Genomic DNA, 20609 nt, shown 5'->3' on the forward strand with positions numbered 1-20609 from the left:
GTAAGCGATTCACACAAAATCATAGATTTTGGTTCTCTGCTCATCGGCAAATTGATCTAATAGACCCACTATAAGGGCAATTTGCCTCCTTGTCTGATGAAAAATATCCATGGCAACTTTGGATTTGTTATTTATTTTCATGTGCCCTATGGGGGAGAATATGATAAATTATATTTGGTTTTTTCTGGTTTTCTTTGGGATTTTAGTTGGGGTATTAAGTGGAAATGGCGAAATTATTTCCAAGGCAATAGTTAATTCATCAGGAAGTACGGTTACTTTTATAATTGAGCTTACGGGTATAATGTGTTTTTGGTGCGGAGTTATGAAAGTAGCAGAAAACAGCGGGCTTACAGAAAAAATATCTAAGCTTTTGAAACCTATTCTTAAAGTTATTTTTAAAAATGCAGCTAAAGATGAAAAAGCATTGGGAGCTATAGTTATGAATCTTACTGCGAATATGCTTGGATTGTCGAATGCAGCAACGCCTTTTGGAATTAAGGCAATGGAAGAATTAGATAGGCTTAATGAGAAAAAAGGAACTGCATCTGATGATATGGCACTTTTTTTAGTTTTAAATGCAACCTGCATTCAATTAGTTCCGTCTACAATAATTTCAATACGTGCAGCTTGCAATTCTGGAAATCCAGGTGGAATAATACTGCCAACAATTGTATCTACAACAACAGCGGCTATAGTTGGGGTAATATGCTGCAAATTATTGCAAAAGTATTTTTAAAAGTATTTTAGAATGTATAAGATAAATAATTACTTTTACAGGAGGAATAATAGTGATATGTTTAACTATTTAAGTAAGAGCATAATACCAATAATATTTTTACTTATTATAACCTATGGAATGTTTAAAGGCAGAAAGGTCTATGAATGGTTTATTGAAGGTGCTAAAGAAGGCTTGAATGTAGTTTTAAGAATATTTCCATATTTGCTGGCTATGATAATTGCAGTTCAAATTTTTAAGGACGCAAAGTTAATGGATTTATTAAATAATTTAATTGCACCGTTAGGTAATATGATAGCCTTGCCTAAGGATCTTATACCTTTATTAATAATAAAACCTTTATCAGGAAGTGGAGCAATTGGAGTATTTACAGATATAATAAAAAGTGTAGGACCGGATACAAGAACAGGTCTTATAGCATCTGTGGTAATGGGAAGTACAGAAACTATATTTTATACTATTACGGTTTACTTTGGTGCAGTAAAGGTAAAGAAGATAAGGCATACTTTATGGGCGGCAGTATTTGCTGATTTGACAGCAATAATAATGGCTATATTTATGGTAGACAAATTTTTATTGAGATAATATTTGTTAGGTTAATTGCCTTTATTAAGATTAATTTTTGGAGTATTATAATAAAAGAAGGAAAAACTTGAATGAAAGAGGATGTAAGGTTATGAACAAAAATGTATATATAGAAAATAGAAAAAGATTTATGGATACTATAGAAGATAATTCAGTCATAGTGTTATTTGCAGGAAAGTCACGTCCAAAGACAGGAGATGAAGTATATCAATTTACTCCTGATAGAAACTTTTATTACTTAACAGGAATACAAGAAGAAGGGCACATAGTCGTATTATCAAAACTCAATAATTCAGTAAGTGAAAAGTTGTTTTTGACAGACTTAGATTTAGACAAGGAAATGTGGAGCGGAAAAACTCTAAGGGATACTGAAGGTCAAGAGATATCTGGCATAAAAGATACGGTTTATATGAAAGAATTCAATGATTATTTTAATAGAATAGTTAAGGGTAGTGAAGATATTAATTTATACCTAGATTTAGATAGAGAAGCATTTGAAGATTATGCATCTGTATCAAATTCATTCGCAAAAGAAATTATAAGTAAATACCCACACATTAACATAAAGAATTTAATAAGTAAAATAGCACCTCTTAGAATGGTTAAGTCTGATGAAGAAATAAAGGAAATGAGAAAAGCTATAGAAATAACAATTGAAGGTGTAAAAGCTTTAATGAAAAATGTGAAGGCTGGAATGAAGGAATATGAAATAGAATCATATTTTGATTTTGAATGCAAAACAAGAGGGGTTAAAGACTACGCTTTTAGAACAATAGCAGCAGCAGGAAAGAATGCAACTATTCTTCACTATGTTGAGAATAATAGTGAATTAAAAGATGGGGATTTAATTTTATTTGATTTAGGAGCTCAATGGAATTTATATAATGGAGATATCACAAGAGCTTTCCCAATCAACGGAAAGTTTACTGAAAGACAAAAAGAAGTTTATGAAGCAGTTCTAAGAGTAAACAAGGCAGTAATTAATAAAATAAAACCAGGAGTTGATTCAAAGGAACTTGATGAATGGGCTAGAGGTTTAATTGCTGAAGAATGTATTAAACTAGGAATAATAAAGGAAAAGGAAGAAGTTAAAAAATATTACTGGCATAGAATAGGGCATAGTTTAGGATTGGATACTCACGACTTGGGAATATTGGGTAGAGAATTCACTTTTAAAGAAGGTATGGTATTTACAGTTGAGCCAGGAATATATATAGGAGAAGAAGGTATTGGAATAAGAATAGAAGATGATATTCTAGTTACTAAAGATGGATGTGAAGTTTTAACTAAGGATATGATCAAGGAAATTAAGGACATAGAAGAATTTATGAAATAATAAATGTGCAAAATAAGTTATAAGCAGTAGTGGTATTAAATCGGCTAACATATGTACTTGTTATGTTAGCCTTTAGAATATATTTAAAGTATAAATATTTAAGGGGGAAACCTATGAAAGTTTCAGAAAGAATACAGAAGTTAAGAGAATTAATGAAAAAGGAAAAAATAGATTATTATATAGTACCAAGTGATGATTTTCATCAAAGTGAGTATGTTGCTGAATGCTTTAAAGCAAGAGCATATATAACTGGCTTTACAGGCTCAGCAGGAACAGCTTTAATTGGGAAAGAAAAAGCAATTTTATGGACAGATGGACGGTATTTTATACAAGCTAATCATCAGCTGGAGGGTTCAGGTGTAGAACTTTTTAAAATGAGAATTCCGGGATGGCCAACTTTAGAAGAATGGCTCATGGATAATATGAAGAAAGGAGAAACTTTAGGCTTTGATGGAAGAGTAGTGCCATTAAACCAATATAAAGAGATCCTAAAGATAAAAGAAAAAAAGAATATAAACATATCTATGAGCAAGGATTTAATTCAAGAGATTTGGATAGATAAACCTGAAATGCCGAAGGAAAAGATTTTTATTCTTGATACAAAATACTGTGGAAAAACTGCTAATGAAAAGATTCATGAAGTAAGAGCTGAGATGAAAAAGTTAGGTGGAAAGGCATATATTGTAGCATCTTTAGATGATATAGCATGGCTTTTTAACATTAGAGGAAATGACGTTAAATATACACCAGTAATATTATCATATGCACTGATTGATGAAAAGCAAGCACGATTATATATAGATAAGGAAAAGGTATCAGCTTCTGATAAAGAAAGGCTATTAGCTGAGGGAATTGAATTAAAAGATTATGAGGACATATTTGGAGATATAATGGCGATAAAAGATAGCGTTATATTAGATTCGGGTAAAGTAAGTGCCTTTATATATGAACAAATAAATAAAGATACTAATATAATAGAAGAATTAAATATAACCACAAAGTTAAAAGCTATAAAAAATGAAACAGAAATAAAAAGCTTAAAAAACTGCCAGCTTAAAGATGGAGTTGCAATGGTAAAATTCATAAAGTGGATTAAAGAAAATGCAGGTAAAGAAGTTATCACAGAGCTTACTTTAAATGATAAGCTATATGAATTTAGGAGCAAAGGTGATTTATTTATTGAAGAGAGCTTTGCTACAATTGCAGGATATAAAGAGCATGCTGCAATGATGCATTATTCAGCAACAGAAGAAAGTGCATATAAATTAGAAAGGCAGGGAATATTGTTAGTTGATAGCGGCGGACAATATTTAGATGGGACTACTGATATAACACGCAGCATCGTTTTAGGAGAAATAAGTAAGCAAGAAAGAAGAGATTTTACATTAGTATTAAAGGCTCATATAAATTTGATGAAGGCTAAGTTTTTAAAAGGAACAACTGGATCAAATATAGACATATTAAGCAGAAGAGTTCTATGGGAAGAAGGAATAGATTATAAGTGTGGAACTGGACATGGAGTAGGTTTTTGTTTAAGTGTTCATGAAGGGCCACAAACTATAAGGCCAATTCCTAATACAATAGAGCTTGAACCAGGAATGATACTAACCAATGAACCAGGAATATATAGAGAAGGTAGTCATGGAATTAGGACTGAAAATATTATGTTAGTTGTGGAAGATGAAAAAAGTGATGAGTTTGGTGAATTTTATAGATTTGAAACTATGTCATATTGTCCAATAGATTTAGATGGAATTGATAAAGAATTATTAACAGAAGATGAAAAAGAGTGGCTAAATAGTTATCATGAAGAAACTTATAATAAATTAAGTCCTTTCTTGAATTCTGAGGAAAAAGAATTTCTTAAAAATGCGACAAAATCAATATAATAATAAGCTAGAAAATTATACTATTGCGTCTATTTAAAAGAAATAGTATAATGTAAATAATTTGAGAATTAACATGTATTTAGGTATTAGAATCAAAAGTAAGTTTTTATAACTAAACGAAAAGAATTCTGAAATAATTTTATTCACCAACTGTTAATTGTCAATTGTTAACTATATAAAAATGCAATGAAAAGAAGAGTAATAAAAGGAGCATTCTATAAGAGAGCTAAGAAATGCTGAAAGTTAGCGCTTGTGAATTTTATGAAGATGGTCTTAGAGCATGTTTTTTGAGCCGAGGTATTTGGTTAGGAAAATACGGGAGCAACCGTTATATTGCAAGGTGATGATGGTCACCTACTGAGTTATTCGTTGTGAAATGAGTAAGAAATAGAGTGGTAACACGTATAATGCGTCTCTATATAGGTTTTAATATACCTATATAGAGACTTTTTAATTATATAAATAAAATCACAATGAGAGATTTAAAAAATAAATAAGTTTTCATTGTTTAAAATAAGGAGGAACACAAATAATGTGTAAAGATTGTAAAAAAACATTTTATATTAGTACGCCAATTTATTACCCATCAACTAAGCTTCATATAGGAAATACTTATACTACCGTAGCTGCTGATGCCTTATCTAGATTCAAGAGATTAACTGGATATGATGTAATGTTCTTAACTGGTACAGATGAACATGGGCAAAAAATTCAAAGAATAGCTGAAGAAAAAGGAATTACACCTAAGCAGCATGTAGATGAAGTTGTTGCCGGAATTAAAGATCTTTGGAGCATGATGAATATAAGCTATGATAAATTTATAAGAACTACTGATGATTATCATATTAAAGCAGTTCAAGATATATTTAAGAAATTATATGATCAAGGAGATATTTATAAGAGTTCTTATGAAGGATGGTATTGTACACCTTGTGAATCATTTTGGACTGACACTCAATTAGTAAATGGTAATTGTCCAGACTGTGGAAGACCAGTTGAAAAATCGAAGGAAGAGGCATATTTCTTTAAAATGAGTAAATATGCTGACAGGTTAATAAAGTACATTGAAGATCATCCAGAGTTTATTCAACCAGAATCAAGAAAAAATGAAATGTTAAATAATTTCTTAAGACCTGGGCTTCAAGATCTTTGTGTATCAAGAACCAGCTTCAATTGGGGAGTACCAGTAACTTTTGATGAAAGCCATGTTGTTTATGTTTGGATTGATGCCTTATCAAACTATATAACTGCTCTTGGATATGGTCAAGATAATAAAGAATTATATGAAAAGTATTGGCCAGCAGATGTGCATTTAATAGGAAAAGATATCTTAAGATTCCATACTATTTATTGGCCAATTATGTTAATGGCTTTAGATTTACCACTACCAAAACAAGTATTTGGTCATGGATGGTTACTTGTTGATGGAGGAAAAATGTCAAAATCTAAAGGAAATGTAGTTGATCCAGTTGTACTTGTAAATGAGTTTGGAGTAGATCCTGTAAGATATTATTTATTAAAAGAAATTCCATTTGGAGCAGATGGGTTATTTAATAATGAAATATTCATAAAAAAGATAAATTCAGATCTTTGTAATGATTTAGGTAATCTTTTATCGAGAACTGTTGCGATGATTGAAAAATACTTTGGCGGAGAAATACCAGCGCAAAGTGAAAAGGAAGCTATTGATGATGAGTTAATAGGTTTAGCATTAGCAGCACCAGGAAAGATTGAAGAAGCGATAAATGAGTTAAATATACCACAAGCATTAGAACATGTTTTTGAATTAATAGGAAGAGCTAATAAATATATAGATGAAACAACTCCATGGATATTGGCTAAAGATGACAGCAAGAAAGCTAGACTTGGAACAGTACTTTATAATCTAGCTGAAAGTCTTAGATTTGCATCTGTAATGATTTCATCATTCTTACCAGATACAGCTAGGAAGATAAATGAACAAATTAATACTTCAGAAATATCATGGGAATCATTAAAATCATTTGATGGAACAAAAGCAGGAACAAAGGTGGTTAAAGCTGAAAACTTATTCCCTAGAATAGATGTTGATAAAAAGCTTGCTGAATTAGAGGCTTTAAAAGCAGCTATGCAGCCAGCTAAGAGAGAGATTACTCCAATAAAAGAAGAAATAACAATTGAAGATTTCGAAAAGATTGATTTAAGAGTAGTAAAAGTATTAGCGTGTGAACCAATAAAAGGTGCTAAGAAATTACTAAAATTAAAAGTTGGTTTAGGCAACGAAGAAAGACAAGTGGTTTCAGGAATAGCAGCTCACTACAAACCAGAAGAATTAGTTGGGAAAAACGTTGTATTAGTTGCTAATTTAAAACCTGTAAAGCTTAGAGGAGAATTGTCTCAAGGAATGATTTTATGTGCTGCAAGTGATGATGACAGTATATTAAAAATAGTAGATCCTGGTGACCTTGATACTGGAAGTATAGTAAGATAGGCAGATAAGTCAAAGTCCAAAAGTGATGCTCCAAATCTTGTATTTGGTTAGCAGAACTTTCTCTGTGAGCATCTATAATTTGATTACTTTAACTTAGTTAACACATTTATGAGTTAACATCATATAAAAATGATTTGATGATCATTGATTGCTTGGTGAGTACTCATCTGATGTTAGGAATAAGAAATTTTGTGCAAAAAAATGAACGTCTCATTTAGGGGAATGAGACGTTCTTTAACCATAAAAATAAATGGTTAAAAGGGGTAAATAATAATGCTTTAACTACTTTACAATTTAAATTTTACGATAAAAATATGTCATTTACGTGTCAAAAAGTAAATTTGTAAAATTATAATCGTTATATTGAAAAACACAAATTATGGAAAAAATGATACTGAAAAAATAATTAATGATAAAATAACTTATATAAAGAAATAATAAATAAAATTAAAAATGAAAAGTGTAATAATATAAAAAGTTATAGAATAATATAGAACTTAAGCTATATTATTTGAAATTTATTGTATAAAGTGTATAAAAAGTACAAATTGTGGGAAGGAATGATAAATGAAGATGAATGAGAAGTTTAAAATAATTGATAGCCATGCTCACTATGATGATGAAGCATTTAATGAAGATAGAGCAAATGTACTAAATGAAATTAGAAAAAATGGAGTAGTTGGGGTATTGAATTGTGCATCATCATATGATAGTTTAAAAAGCACGGATAAATTAACAAAAGAATATGATTTTATATTTGGCGCATTAGGGATACATCCTGAAAATGCCGATGAGATGCAAGAAGACATATTAGATGAGATTAAAACGTATATTAAAAGTAATGATAAAATAGTAGCTATTGGAGAGATAGGTCTGGATTATCATTGGGATGAAAATCCTTCTAGAGAAGTTCAAAAAAAAGTATTTAGAAAACAAATGAATTTAGCAAAAGAACTAAAGCTTCCCGTTGTTATCCATGATAGAGATGCTCATAGTGACACATTAGAAATTATAAAAGAATTTCCTGATGTCACAGGAGTAGTTCATTGCTTTTCAGGAAGTGTAGAATTTGCAAAAGAATGCGTGAAACTTGGTTATTATATAGGGTTTACAGGAGTTGTTACTTTTAAAAATGCAAAGAAAACTGTTGAAGTAGCAAAAGAAATTCCGCTAGATAGAATTCTTGTTGAAACAGATTGTCCGTATATGGCTCCAGAGCCAAACAGAGGAAAAAGAAATAAATCAGATTATATTGAATATATAATCAATAAAATAGCAGAAATTAGAAATATTGACCCATATGAGGCTAATTTAAGCTTTAATAATAACTTTGCTAGATTGATTATTAAGGAAAAATAAGGTAAAATATATATTGTACTCTTAATCCTTAATTCATATATATGTTTAATTATGAGCTAAATAGTTTGAGTATCAATTTAATATCATTTTATTTTAAACTCTTTTAATGAAGTAATGAGAAAACACGCTATCATTTTTATATATTATATTTTTATGCACAAGGTGCATTGTTACTATACTTCATTAATATTGCAAGAGATCACTGGTTTGACAACTTTGGAATATTAATATATAATTCAAAAGACACTCTTGCCAAAGGAGGGAAATTAATGATAGAAAAATTGAGAAGATTTATCAAACAAAGTTTTTCTAACGGTCCGAAGGCAAAATTTATAATTGGTGCAGCTGCAATACTGATTGTAGTTGTTACAGTAGTGACGATAATGAGCATGAGAAAAACGCTCATATTAAGTATAGACGGTAAAGAAGAGACTTTTGTCACGTACAAGGGGACTGTTAAAGATGTGTTGCAGGAAAAAGGAATTCAACTATCCGAAAAAGACAAAGTGCAGCCATCCATAGAATCCAAAGTATCTGAGAAAGAAACTATAAAAATTAAAAAAGCCATTCCAGTTGAAATTAAAGCAAATGGAGTGCAATTAGAAGTGCAAACAGCAGAAGATACTGTTGAGGATATGCTCGATGCAGAGAAGAATACATTAGAAAGTCAAGGAATAGAATTTGACAAAGATGTAGATGAAGTATCACCTTCATTGGATTCTAAGGTAGAAGGGGACTTAAGTGTACAGCTTGTCAAAGTGGACACTAAAGATATTGTTGAGAAACAACCAATTAACTTTGATACAATAGTTGAAAAAGATGAAAACTTGGACAGCAGTGTCCAAAAGGTTAAGAGTGAAGGAGTTAATGGGGAAAAGGAAATTACTTATCAAATAATATATAAAGATGGAGTAGAAGTTTCTCGAAATGTAAAGAGTACTAAAACTATATCAGAGCCAAAAAATGAAATAGTAGTAAAAGGAACTGGCCAAGTATACGCGAGTAGAGGCGGAGATAGGATAAACTACAAGAAAAAGTTTAATTGTACAGCAACAGCGTACAGTAATCATTCGACTACTGCTACAGGGAGAACTCCTGTTAGAAATGAAGGCGGTTTAAGTACTATTGCGGTTGATCCTTCTGTAATCCCATTAGGAAGTAAAGTTTATGTAGATGGGTATGGATATGCAATTGCAGCGGACACGGGTGGTGCTATAAGAGGCGATAAGGTTGATTTGTATCTCAATTCATCAAGTGAATGTAACAATTGGGGTAGGAAGTCAGTTAACGTATTGGTAGTAGCTTATCCTGGAGAATGGTAAATTATTTTAAGAGATAACATTAGTTATCTCTATTTTTTTTCTTTAACTAATAAAGGTTTTATCATATTATTTAAAGAGATAAGAGTTAAATTACTGTATAATATATTTTATAATTAATTTATTTAGATGAAGAATTATTATTCACATATGAAAGGAAGTAGAATATTGATAAAGGAAGTAATTGTTGTTGAAGGTAGAGACGATGTTGATGCCGTAAAAAAAGCAATAGATGCAGAAATAATATCTGTTGGAGGATTTGGAATAAATGCCAAGGTAATTGAAAGAATAAAAGAGGCTCAGAAAAGAAAAGGCGTAATTGTTTTAACTGATCCAGATTTTGCAGGTGAAAAGATAAGAAGAATAATATCTAAGAGAGTAAAAGGAATAAAGCATGCGTATATAGCGAAGGAAGATGGGCTTAAAAATGGAGATATTGGAGTTGAAAATGCTTCTCCAGAAGTTATCTTAAGAGCACTAGAAATGGCGAAAATAACGGTACAAGAGAAGCAGGAATTTTTTAATATGCAGGATATGTTTTATTTTAAATTAACAGGTGATACTACATCAAAGGGTAGAAGACGTATGTTAGGTAAAATATTAGGAATAGGATATGGAAATGCAACACAAATGATTTCTAGACTAAATAATTATGGAATAACAAGAGAAGAATTTACGGATGCTATAATGGAAATAGAAAAACAATTGGAAGTAGGTAATAATTAAATGGATTTTAAAGATGTAAAAACTCAAGAATTGGTTAAAAAATATAACTTTAAATTTTCAAAGAGTTTAGGCCAAAATTTTTTGGTTGATGATTCTGTACTTAATGATATAGTTGATGGAGCGGAAGTTAATGATGAGGATTTTGTCATAGAAATCGGACCAGGAGTTGGAACATTAACAGCTGAGCTTTTAAAGAAAGCTAAAAAAGTAACATCTATTGAATTAGATAATGATTTAATTCCAATTTTAAAACAAGAATTAGGGGAATATGAAAACTTTGAATTAATACATAAAGATGCACTTAAGGTTGATTTTAATGAACTTATTGGTACTGAAAAGAGTGTTAAACTTGTAGCTAATTTACCTTACTATGTAACTACTCCAATAATAGTTAAGCTTTTAAAAGAAGGATATAACTTTAAGTCTCTAACTATAATGATACAAAAGGAAGTTGCAGAGAGAATAAATTCAGATCCAGATTGCAAAGAATATGGAGCATTATCCGTTTTGGTTCAATATTATTGTAACACTAGTATTATAAGAAAGGTACAGCCAGCTTGTTTTATTCCAAGACCTAAAGTAGAATCTATAGTCATTAGACTAGATAAATTGAATGAACCAAGAGTAAAAACCAAGGATATAAACTTTATGTTTGAGTTAGTAAGAGCAGGATTTAATATGAGAAGAAAGACTTTATGGAATGCGGCAAAAACACTTAAAGTAAATAGAGATAAATTAGAAGAAGCATTTGAAAAATCAGGAATAGATCCTAAAAGGAGAGCTGAAACATTGGCATTAGAAGAGTTTGCAAAGCTAGCAGATTGTATTTATGATATAAAGGTTTCAGACTAAAAATAGTACATTTTATATTCAAGGTTTTAAATGAATCATAATTCCAAATCCCAAGCATATATTATATGGAATAAATATATGTGGAGGGAATATAGGGTTTGGCACATAATAAATTGTATAGAAATTTTATAATATTGCAAGAAGATGAAAGAGGATATTCTCATGCTAATGAAAAGGCTTTGTCTGGATATGCAAAAATAGAAGCAAAAGGAGATAAGTGTAAGATTTCTTTTTATGCTCAAAATCTTAGACAAGAAGATAACTATTCGATGGTACTTATTTGTAACAAAAGAGACCTAAGACAATTGATTGATATAGGATCTTTAGCAATAAATGAAGTTGGAAAAGGAGATACTAGCAAAGAATATTACGTTAATAACATAGCTGGTCTTGGAATATCTTATGAAAAAGTATCTGGTGCTGCTATTTGCAGAGTAAAAGATAACGAAAATGAATTCATAATGCATGGATTTATGAATGGAGAAGATTCTGCTGATAATTGGAGAAAATTTAAGTATATTAAAGCAGATTCTAAGAAATACATTGGTAAATCAGATGCAGAAAATGTAAAGAAGGATATTTATAATACGGATGTAGCTAACAAAACTACAATGTCGCAAGTTAGTGATACATCCATAAAAGCATCTGATATAGTCGAGCGTAAAAAGGATGAAGATAGTATTTTATCTAAAGGGAACATAGAATTAGGAAAATCAAATAATAATTCTAGTATTCAAGAAACAGAAAATAGAATTCCAGAAAGTTATACAAACATATATGAAACTAAAGATGATTTTAGTGAAGATAGAAAGAAGAAATGCATGGAATCTAAGAAAGACAAGAAAGATGAGAAATGTGATAAGTGCGACAAGCTTGATGGATACGATTATTATGAAAAAAGCGAAAATGTGGAAGAAACTATTACTAAACTAGCCATGAAATTAGAGACGTATGATGGTTCAGTGGACATGGAAGTGTATCATCATATGTATAAGGATGTTATAATCTATGGCTTCATTAAAGATAAGAATGATTATAATTGCAAGTGGAAGAAATTCAAAATAGAAAAGAAATGTAAAGGGAAAAAAGACCCAAGTTATAATTATATCCAGAATTATAAGAGAATAGAAGAAAACTTTGAACTGGATAAATTGAATGAAATAGATGATTCTGATAGAAAAGATATAATAGATTTTGATAAATATGAAAGTGGTATTAAAAAGATAAAGCCTGCGAGTACAACAACAGAAACTATGGGAACTGGAACAGGATATATGACGCCGCCACCAGCTCCAATGATGACACCACCGCCACCAGCTCCGATGATGATGACACCACCGCCAGCACCAATGGCACCGCCACCAGCTCCGATGATGATGACACCACCACCAGCTCCAATGGCACCACCACCAGCTCCGAAGCCACCAATGGAGACTACATGGAAGCCATGGCCAGAATATGAAGGAAGTAAAACAGGAAAATGTCCAGAAAATGTTAAGCCATCAGCTCCAAATTGTTTTGGACAACTAGATTTAAGTGATGGAGAACCAGAAAGTTTAAATAAGAAACAGCCAATAATTTCAAATCAAATTAATATAAAGGGAAGCATAGGAAAATACTTTGAAAAAATTGCAGAAGGCTTTGCTCCATTTTTAGGAAAACTAATTGATATAAACTATTGTAAGTGGTATAAAATTGATGTAAATGGTATAGAAGATTTATCTGATGAATCAAATTATAATCAATATACATTAGCATACTATCCAATGTTAAATTATTACCCTTATATCAGTAAAGTAGGTCATTTTCTATTAGGATATAAATGTAATAAAGATGGTGATATGCAGTATATTATATACGCTATACCTGGAAGTAAAGCAAAGAGTGATCAGCCATATGGTGGAAGAACAGGATTTGTAACATGGACCAGTGACAATAAAAGCGGAAAAGGATATTGGTTGATGTTTTACGACTTTAAGAATTCTTCAATTGTAATTCCAACCAAATAGTGAAACATCATGAATAAAAAGCAACTGATTGTTACATCAATATTACTATTATTAATGTTGGTTTTAGTTATAACTCAAAGGTTCTTTAAGAATAATTTTGAACAGGTTGTTCTTATGGATCAAGGAATAAGTGAATTTACTGAATATGCTCTTGATGATAATAAGTATACTATATCTTTGCCAAGTGACTGGACTGTTGAGGAAAAGGAAAGTAAAGGACAATATGTAAGTTATAGATTAGATTTTAAAGACAAGAATAATAAACTTACAGGTCTTGTTGAGGTAATAAATACCAAAGAAGATTTAAATGTATTTGCAGAAAAGGAATTGGATAATCAGTATTTGGAATATTATAATTCAGAAGTTATGCCTTTTAAAAATTCTAATAATTCAGGAGTATTGGTTAAATATGATACATCCATAAAAAATGGATATACTTTTAAAAATGAATGTTATTATTTAAATTTTGAAGAAGGTCAAACAATAAAAATATTATTTAATATAAAAACACAATATTATAAAGATAACATTGAGACTGTGCTTAGTAATATTATCTCAAACATTAAGTTTTCGAAGAAGTAAGAAATAAGTGATCCTATTACAAGATACCATAATAAGAAAATTAAACTTATAATATTTTGTATAATGAAGACTTGCCTTAGTTTATACTTCAAATATAAACTTTATTAAAATATTTATTTTCGGATGTTTTTGTAAAGTAAATAAGATTTGCCAATGGTACGGATAAGTATTATAATTTAAGTATCAAGGAGAGGCGGATAGAGCTTCTCCTTGATACTTATTTGACGTTTGGAGGGGAGTAATGAGGATAATACTATTCCAGATATTTGGGATACAAATAAAGAGTTATGGATTAATGATTGCAATTGGAATGATAATTGCAGCCACTTTATTTATAAATAAGGGAAAAAAGAGAGGATTCGATGAAGACCTTTTATTGAATTTAGTTATTTTTGCAGTACTTGGCGGTATATTTGGAGGTAAGGCATTATTTATAATAACTGAAATTAAAGATATTATAAAAGATCCAAGCATATTATTGAATTTTGGATATGGATTTGTAATTTATGGAGCTATAGGTGGTGGAGCCATAGCTATATATTTATATTGTAAAAGAAAAGGTTGGAATTTCATGGAGATCTTAGACATGACAGTTCCAGGGCTCGCAATAGCTCAAGGATTTGGGAGGATTGGATGTTTTTTAGCAGGATGCTGTTATGGTGAAGAAACTACTCTGCCTATAGGTGTTAAGTTTCCAGAAAATTCTCTAGCACCAGCAGGCGTATATTTACAACCAACACAAATATATTCATCTATTTTTGATTTTTTACTAGGGTTTTTACTTTTATACTATAGTAAAAGAGAAAGGCAATCTGGTAAAATTGTGGGCTTATACTTAATAATATATAGTATAGGGAGATTTTTAGTGGAATTTTTAAGGAATGATCCAAGGGGTAGTGTTGGAATTCTTTCTACATCACAATTTATTGCAATATTTACTTTGATACTAGGGATTAGTATTTATTATAAACATAAGATTTTTAAAGGAGCGGAGAAAAGAATTGAAGAAAAATAAGTTTTCAATTATTGCTTTAGCTATATTAATAATTACAAGTATGATGCTATCTGGTTGTGATTTTATTAATAATGTAGAAGTAAAATTAAACCTAAAAAATCAAAAGTTTGATTATATAAAACAAAATAGAGTTGATAAAATAGTAATACAGAGTGTTAGGGATAGTGGATTTAGATTTATTGTTAATGATAGTAAAGCAATTGATGACATTTATGATATACTATCTGATGGAAGTGAAGTCTCAAAAAAGAGCTCACTAGCTCCGGATTATATTTTTGAAATATATGTTGGAGATGAAGTGAAAAAATACCAATATGTAGTTGGGGCAAATGAGAAAGGAACAGGAAATTTTTATGATGAAAATGATGCTTTTTCAGTTCCAAAAAATTTAGAAAATACGATAATGGAGAATCTTTCATTTATTAGAAAGCCGAGGGACTTTAATTATATATATTATCAATCAATATTAAAGGTTATTGAAACTAAAAAGGATGCTCTAGCAGATGGAAGCAAGGTAGGAATCGATATACAGGGAGATACAGACTGCTTGAAGTATGTTTTTTCTACAGACTTAGAGGAATTTAAGAAAAATTTAAATGCAGAGTTACCTAATAGTGATTTGGTAGATAAAAATCCTGAGGATTTTGATATAATAGTTAAGGTAAAGAACCGAGGGTTTAATACTACACTTTTTAAAACCTTGATAACAATAGATAATAAAAAAGATAAATCTTCTGAAAATTACTATGTAATAGCAGAATATAATTATAATAAAGATTGGGACATAAAAGTAAGTGAGCCAGGTAAAGTGCCACAAGACTGGTAAGGGAGGATAATATAGTATGAGTTGTGAAAATTGTAAAAGTAAGGATACATGTACATCCAAAGGTGAAGGATGTAAGGAAGAAAGTTTAAAACTTATATCTAGATATGGCAAAATTAAAAATGTTATAGGAGTTATAAGTGGAAAAGGTGGAGTTGGAAAATCAACTGTTACTGGAATGATGGCAACTATGTTAGCTAAGAAAGGCTATAAGGTTGGAGTTCTAGATGCAGATATTACAGGACCGTCTATGCCAAGGTTTTTTGGAGTAAACAGTAAAAGAGCTACTATAATTCCATTGGAAAATGATATGGTAAGATTTGAACCTGTAACAACAGAGAGCGGAATAAAGGTAATTTCTATGAATCTTCTGACAGCAGTAGAGGATGAGCCTGTTATTTGGAGAGGACCTGTAATCACAGGGGTATTAAAACAAATGTTTATAGAGACTAATTGGGGAGAACTTGATTATTTACTTATAGATATGCCTCCAGGTACTGGAGATATAGCATTGACTGTAATGCAGGAATTCCCAATTAACGAAGTTGTAATAGTGTCTACTCCACAAGATATGGTATCAATGATAGTTAAGAAAGTAGTAATAATGGCTGAAAAAATAGGCGTTAAGATCAAAGGTGTAGTAGAAAATATGGCATATATAAACTGTCCAGATTGTGAGAAAAAGATAAGAGTATTTAGCAGAAAATCTTCAGAAGAAAATGCTGAGTATTTAGGAATACCATTGATTGGAGAATTACCTATTAATATTGAATTTACAGAAGCATTGGAAGAAGGAAAAGCAGAAGAATATGTTAGAGAAAATCCTTTATATTCATTAATATTTGAAGGATTATATTAAAAATAAGTATATTATGATTTTATAAATTTATTTTAGATTTTAAATTATACATATACATAACTTAATATTCCTTGGGAAATAATAAGTTATGTAATTTTAGATTGAGGAGATGAAATAAATTATGAAACCAAATGTAGATAAAGATACATGCATAGCATGTGGATTATGTCCATCTATATGTCCGGAATGTTTTCAAATGGAGGATGATGGAAAGGCTGGAGCTGTAGTTGATGAAGTTCCAGATGGTTGTGTTGATGAAGCAAAAGAAGCTGAAGAAAGCTGCCCAGTTAACGCAATTACGGTAGAATAGTAAAAGTTTAATTGCAAGTGCAAATTGGACATTTAAAAGAAAATTATATATTAAAAAGTAGTATCATTTAATCTAAAATAGGCTTGATATAGTAAAAGTATCAAGCCTATTTTTATATAAAATTATAGTTGTTTTTATAAGATCAATAGCTAGCTGTGTAATGTCTTTACTGAGGATGCATGGATTATTCTTTCAAAAGGAAGAACCGTTAAAATAACTAAACATATAATTCCTTCTATTCCTACCATAGGTCCATTAACAAGTAGTGAATAAACGATTGGAGACATTCCTTCTGGTGCAAATGATCCAAAGAAAGCAACTCCAGAAATAAAGTGGCATATAAACCTTACAAATACAGCTACACTTGTCCCAAGTAACCTCTTATCTTTAAAGAAACCAGCAAGGCCTAGGGCTGTGAATGGTAGTGGGTAATCAAATAATACTTGAACCGGATGCAAAATATATGGGTCTAAGAATAATGTAATTACTCCATAAAGGAAGCCGGTTAAGCATCCAACCTGTGGACCATACATAAAGGCTATAAAGAGCACAGGAACCATACTGCCTAAAGTTATATCTCCACCTTGAGGAAAGTGATATAACCTTAGTATTTTTAATATAGTGGCCAATGCTAAAGCTATTCCAATTCTGGCAATTAACTGAGGCGTAAATTTTATTCCTTTAGCTTTTACTAAAACTATAAGCAATAATATACAACCGATTAAAGTAATAATAGACATAGGGCTTTTTAATATATCTGTAATATGTTGTGGTAATTCTAAGAAATAACTAGAAAATTGTTCAGCCCAATCATTAAAAAGTGACATAAAAAAAACCTCCTTAATTGTGCTTGGAGATTCTCAACCTAATAATATAGAATAAAAAATTTTATAAGGTTGCATTCCCTACGCTAGAATTAACTAGATCAGGTTTTAAGGGTTTATGAATATCAAATCTCAGCCAATGGCTCCCCTAGCACATTACTATATTTTATACCTATAGTTAAAAATAGTCAATTAGATTATAGCTGTTGAACTTGTCATTTTTTCGGTGAGTATTACTGTAGTTAAGGTTGGTGTTATTTAAATTTACACCATGATGAACGATGCTATTAGAAGGTATATTACATGATGCAGTTGTAATAATATCACCATTACTATTAACAATGATTGAATCTTTGTAAGTGGAATCTAACACAAAATCTTTCATATTCAAATAAATCCTTTCATGAATTTTACTTCTATAATATTATTTACAATTGAATAAATATGTATTCATCTATAAAGATTTCAAATAATATAAGTTAGGTAAAAGGCAAGCCTAGGGATGATTTCAAAAAGTCAACTTAATAAAAACATCAAAAACAAGTTAAATTTAAAGATAATTGGGTGTAAATCATGATAATTAAAATGTAGATGCTTAAAAATAAAAAAATAGAACTATTGCTAATGAATACCTAATACAGTATAATATACGATAGTAATAATACTATATATTGTGCCACGGAGGGAATAATAATGCTATATGTTGTGAAAAGGGATGGGAGAGAAGTTGAGTTTAACTCTGACAAGATAGGTCAGGCGATTAAGGGAGCAGCTAGTGAAATCGGTTTAAATTTGAAAGAAAGTGAAGTATTAGATACGGTACATAAAGCAATCACGTATATTGAAGCAGAATATACAGGATCAATAACCGTAGAACAAATACAGAATTCTGTAGAGAGAGCATTGAAAGATGGAGAGCATAAAGATATATCAATTGCTTATTCAACATACAGAAGTGAGAGAACAAAGGTTAGAGAAATAAAATCAGATTTAATGAAAGCTATAAGGCAGATTGGAATTGAGACTGATAGAGATAATGCAAATGTAGGAAATAATTTTAGTTCTAAGCTTCTTAGAATAGCTTCTGAATCGAATAAGTGGAATACTTTAGCTATAATGCCTAAGAATTTAGCAAGAGCTCACGAAGTAGGCGATTTATACTATCATGATTTAGACAGCTATAACTTGACAGTAAACTGCTTACACATACCAACAAGAGAGATACTTGAAAATGGATTTAATACTGGGTATGGAACAATTAATGCTCCTAGAAGAATAGAGACAGCTGCTGAATTATCTTGTATATTGTTACAGTCAACTCAAAATGATATGTTTGGAGGGCAATCTCATCCAGATTTTGATAATGATATGGCTATATTTGTCGAGCCTACCAGAGATGAAATTAGAGAAGAACTAATAGAATTAGGAATATCAGAAGAAAAGATAGAAAATTTAATTGAAGAAAAAGTAAAAAAGAAAATACATCAAGCTATGCAAGGAGTTGTATATAATCTTAACACAATGCATTCAAGAGCTGGATCTCAAGTTCCATTTAGTTCAATAAACATTGGTCTACCTACAAGTAGAGATGCCGCATTAGTATGTGAAATTTTTCTTTTAGAATATGAAAAGGGGTTAGGTAAAGGAGAGCAGCCTATTTTCCCTAACATAATTTTTAGAGTAAAATCAGGTGTTAATAGAGAAGAAAATGATCCATATTTTTATTTATTTAAGTTAGCCTGTCGAGTGGCTGCAAAGAGAATGAATCCGACGTTTATGAATATTGATGCAGATTTCAATAAAGAATATTATGATCAAGGCTATGTTCCTGCTACTATGGGATGTAGAACTTATCTTATGAAAAATATAAATGGTGAGCCAGGATGTAAGGGAAGAGGAAACATAGCACCTACAACTCTTAACCTTCCAAGAGTAGGACTACAAGCTAAAGGCGATATAGATAAGTTTTTTGAGATATTAGATTCAAGACTTGAATTAGCAAAAGAATCTTTAATGCATAGATATAATGTATTAAAAAAACTAAGAGTTAAGGATTTACCTTTTGTTGCAGGTCAAGGGCTTATGAGGGGAGCAGAAGGCTTAACTTCTGATGATTCTATTGAACCAATCTTAAAGCAAGGAACTTGGGGAATTGGATTTATAGGACTTGCAGAAACTTTAGTAGCTTTAAGAGGGAAACATCACGGTGAAGATGCTGAAACAAGAGAACTAGGGATGAAAATAATTGAACATATAAGAAAATATTGTGATAAACTTACAGAAGAATATAAATTAAATTGGAGCTGCTATGCTACTCCAGCAGAAGGACTTTCAGGTAAATTTATAAAACAAGATCAAAAAGTATTTGGAATAATAAAAGGTGTAACAGATAAGGAATATTATACAAATAGTTACCATGTACCAGTTGGTTATCCGATATCTATTAAAGATAAAATTGATATTGAAGCACCATATCATAAACTTTGTAATGGTGGTCATATAAGTTATATTGAAGTGGATGATTCGCCAGATGCACAAACAATAATGGATATACTAAACTATGCATACAAGAACACTAATATAAGTTATTTGGGAATTAATTTTCACATAAGATACTGTAGGGAATGTGGTACTTATTTACATGAGAACCAAAGTAAGTGTCCGAAGTGTGGAAGTACAAATATACAAGGAATATCTAGAGTTACAGGATATTTGAGCTTAGATGAAAGATTCGGAGCTGGAAAGTATCATGAAAGAGAAGATAGGATATCACATACAGAGAACCATGGTCATCATTATTAAAAAAATTATTAGTGATTGTAAGTACTTTAAATAGTAAAATTTGATTATTCTTATTTTCAAAGTTAGTTTGGGGTAATTAATTTAAGAAACTATGTTAGGATAAAAATAAATTA

Annotated in this window: 17 protein-coding genes, 1 riboswitch and 1 other annotated feature; of the genes, 16 read left to right on the forward strand and 1 reads right to left on the reverse strand. The window is 30.5% G+C overall.

The genetic code is table 11. From position 1 onward, the window contains the following. Positions 1-160 precede the first annotated feature (160 nt). The 15 genes from CLOBL_RS19990 to CLOBL_RS20060 all read left to right on the forward strand — a co-directional run bounded on the left by CLOBL_RS19990 (position 161) and on the right by CLOBL_RS20060 (position 16870). Positions 161-736, forward strand: a complete 576-nt coding sequence (locus CLOBL_RS19990) for a nucleoside recognition domain-containing protein (RefSeq protein WP_077860637.1) — start codon at positions 161-163, stop codon at positions 734-736. A 57-nt stretch (positions 737-793) separates the two neighbouring features. Beyond that, on the forward strand, positions 794-1321 hold the full coding sequence (locus CLOBL_RS19995) for a nucleoside recognition domain-containing protein (RefSeq protein ID WP_009167714.1): 528 nt from the start codon (positions 794-796) through the stop codon (positions 1319-1321). A gap of 91 nt (positions 1322-1412) precedes the next feature. Continuing rightward, the gene (locus tag CLOBL_RS20000) at positions 1413-2657 is read left to right on the forward strand and encodes an aminopeptidase P family protein (protein WP_077860658.1); all 1245 of its coding nucleotides are present in this window, start codon (positions 1413-1415) and stop codon (positions 2655-2657) included. A 113-nt stretch (positions 2658-2770) separates the two neighbouring features. Then, positions 2771-4546, forward strand: coding sequence for an aminopeptidase P family protein (locus CLOBL_RS20005; RefSeq protein WP_077860638.1), 1776 nt, complete (start codon positions 2771-2773; stop codon positions 4544-4546). 177 nt (positions 4547-4723) lie between these two features. Then, positions 4724-4966 (forward strand) — a binding site (T-box leader). A 112-nt stretch (positions 4967-5078) separates the two neighbouring features. Next, positions 5079-7016 (forward strand): methionine--tRNA ligase, encoded by a 1938-nt coding sequence (gene metG, locus CLOBL_RS20010; RefSeq protein WP_077860639.1) that lies wholly within the window; start codon positions 5079-5081, stop codon positions 7014-7016. A 567-nt stretch (positions 7017-7583) separates the two neighbouring features. Continuing rightward, entirely contained in the window at positions 7584-8375 is a 792-nt protein-coding gene (locus CLOBL_RS20015) for a TatD family hydrolase (protein ID WP_179117804.1), read from the forward strand. A 269-nt stretch (positions 8376-8644) separates the two neighbouring features. After that, positions 8645-9697: a 3D domain-containing protein gene (locus CLOBL_RS20020; protein ID WP_077860640.1), complete on the forward strand. Its 1053-nt coding sequence runs from the start codon at positions 8645-8647 to the stop codon at positions 9695-9697. A gap of 165 nt (positions 9698-9862) precedes the next feature. Further along, a complete protein-coding gene (rnmV, locus tag CLOBL_RS20025; RefSeq protein WP_077860641.1) occupies positions 9863-10420 on the forward strand; it encodes a ribonuclease M5 in 558 nt (185 codons plus the stop codon). Further along, positions 10421-11272 (forward strand): 16S rRNA (adenine(1518)-N(6)/adenine(1519)-N(6))-dimethyltransferase RsmA, encoded by an 852-nt coding sequence (rsmA, locus tag CLOBL_RS20030; RefSeq protein WP_077860642.1) that lies wholly within the window; start codon positions 10421-10423, stop codon positions 11270-11272. A 98-nt stretch (positions 11273-11370) separates the two neighbouring features. Next, entirely contained in the window at positions 11371-13281 is a 1911-nt protein-coding gene (locus tag CLOBL_RS28170) for a hypothetical protein (protein ID WP_077860643.1), read from the forward strand. A gap of 9 nt (positions 13282-13290) precedes the next feature. Next, positions 13291-13863: a hypothetical protein gene (locus CLOBL_RS20040; RefSeq protein ID WP_077860644.1), complete on the forward strand. Its 573-nt coding sequence runs from the start codon at positions 13291-13293 to the stop codon at positions 13861-13863. Between the two features lie 241 nt (positions 13864-14104). Further along, positions 14105-14878, forward strand: a complete 774-nt coding sequence (locus CLOBL_RS20045; RefSeq protein ID WP_077860645.1) for a prolipoprotein diacylglyceryl transferase — start codon at positions 14105-14107, stop codon at positions 14876-14878. Next, the gene (locus CLOBL_RS20050) at positions 14865-15704 is read left to right on the forward strand and encodes a hypothetical protein (RefSeq protein WP_077860646.1); all 840 of its coding nucleotides are present in this window, start codon (positions 14865-14867) and stop codon (positions 15702-15704) included. The genes CLOBL_RS20045 and CLOBL_RS20050 overlap by 14 nt, the downstream gene beginning before the upstream one ends. A gap of 16 nt (positions 15705-15720) precedes the next feature. Then, positions 15721-16560: an Mrp/NBP35 family ATP-binding protein gene (locus CLOBL_RS20055; RefSeq protein WP_009167726.1), complete on the forward strand. Its 840-nt coding sequence runs from the start codon at positions 15721-15723 to the stop codon at positions 16558-16560. A gap of 121 nt (positions 16561-16681) precedes the next feature. Continuing rightward, positions 16682-16870: a ferredoxin gene (locus tag CLOBL_RS20060; protein ID WP_009167727.1), complete on the forward strand. Its 189-nt coding sequence runs from the start codon at positions 16682-16684 to the stop codon at positions 16868-16870. A 149-nt stretch (positions 16871-17019) separates the two neighbouring features. On the opposite strand, the gene thiT is transcribed toward CLOBL_RS20060, so the two are convergent. Then, positions 17020-17697, reverse strand: coding sequence for an energy-coupled thiamine transporter ThiT (gene thiT / locus CLOBL_RS20065; RefSeq protein ID WP_077860647.1), 678 nt, complete (start codon positions 17695-17697; stop codon positions 17020-17022). A gap of 57 nt (positions 17698-17754) precedes the next feature. Then, a riboswitch (TPP riboswitch) is annotated at positions 17755-17854 on the reverse strand. 533 nt (positions 17855-18387) lie between these two features. Between thiT and CLOBL_RS20075 the strand changes: the two genes are divergently transcribed. Further along, a complete protein-coding gene (locus CLOBL_RS20075) occupies positions 18388-20496 on the forward strand; it encodes an anaerobic ribonucleoside triphosphate reductase (RefSeq protein WP_077860648.1) in 2109 nt (702 codons plus the stop codon). Positions 20497-20609: the final 113 nt, after the last annotated feature.

The organism is Clostridium sp. BL-8, assembly GCF_002006495.1.
GTDB lineage: Bacteria > Bacillota > Clostridia > Clostridiales > Clostridiaceae > Clostridium.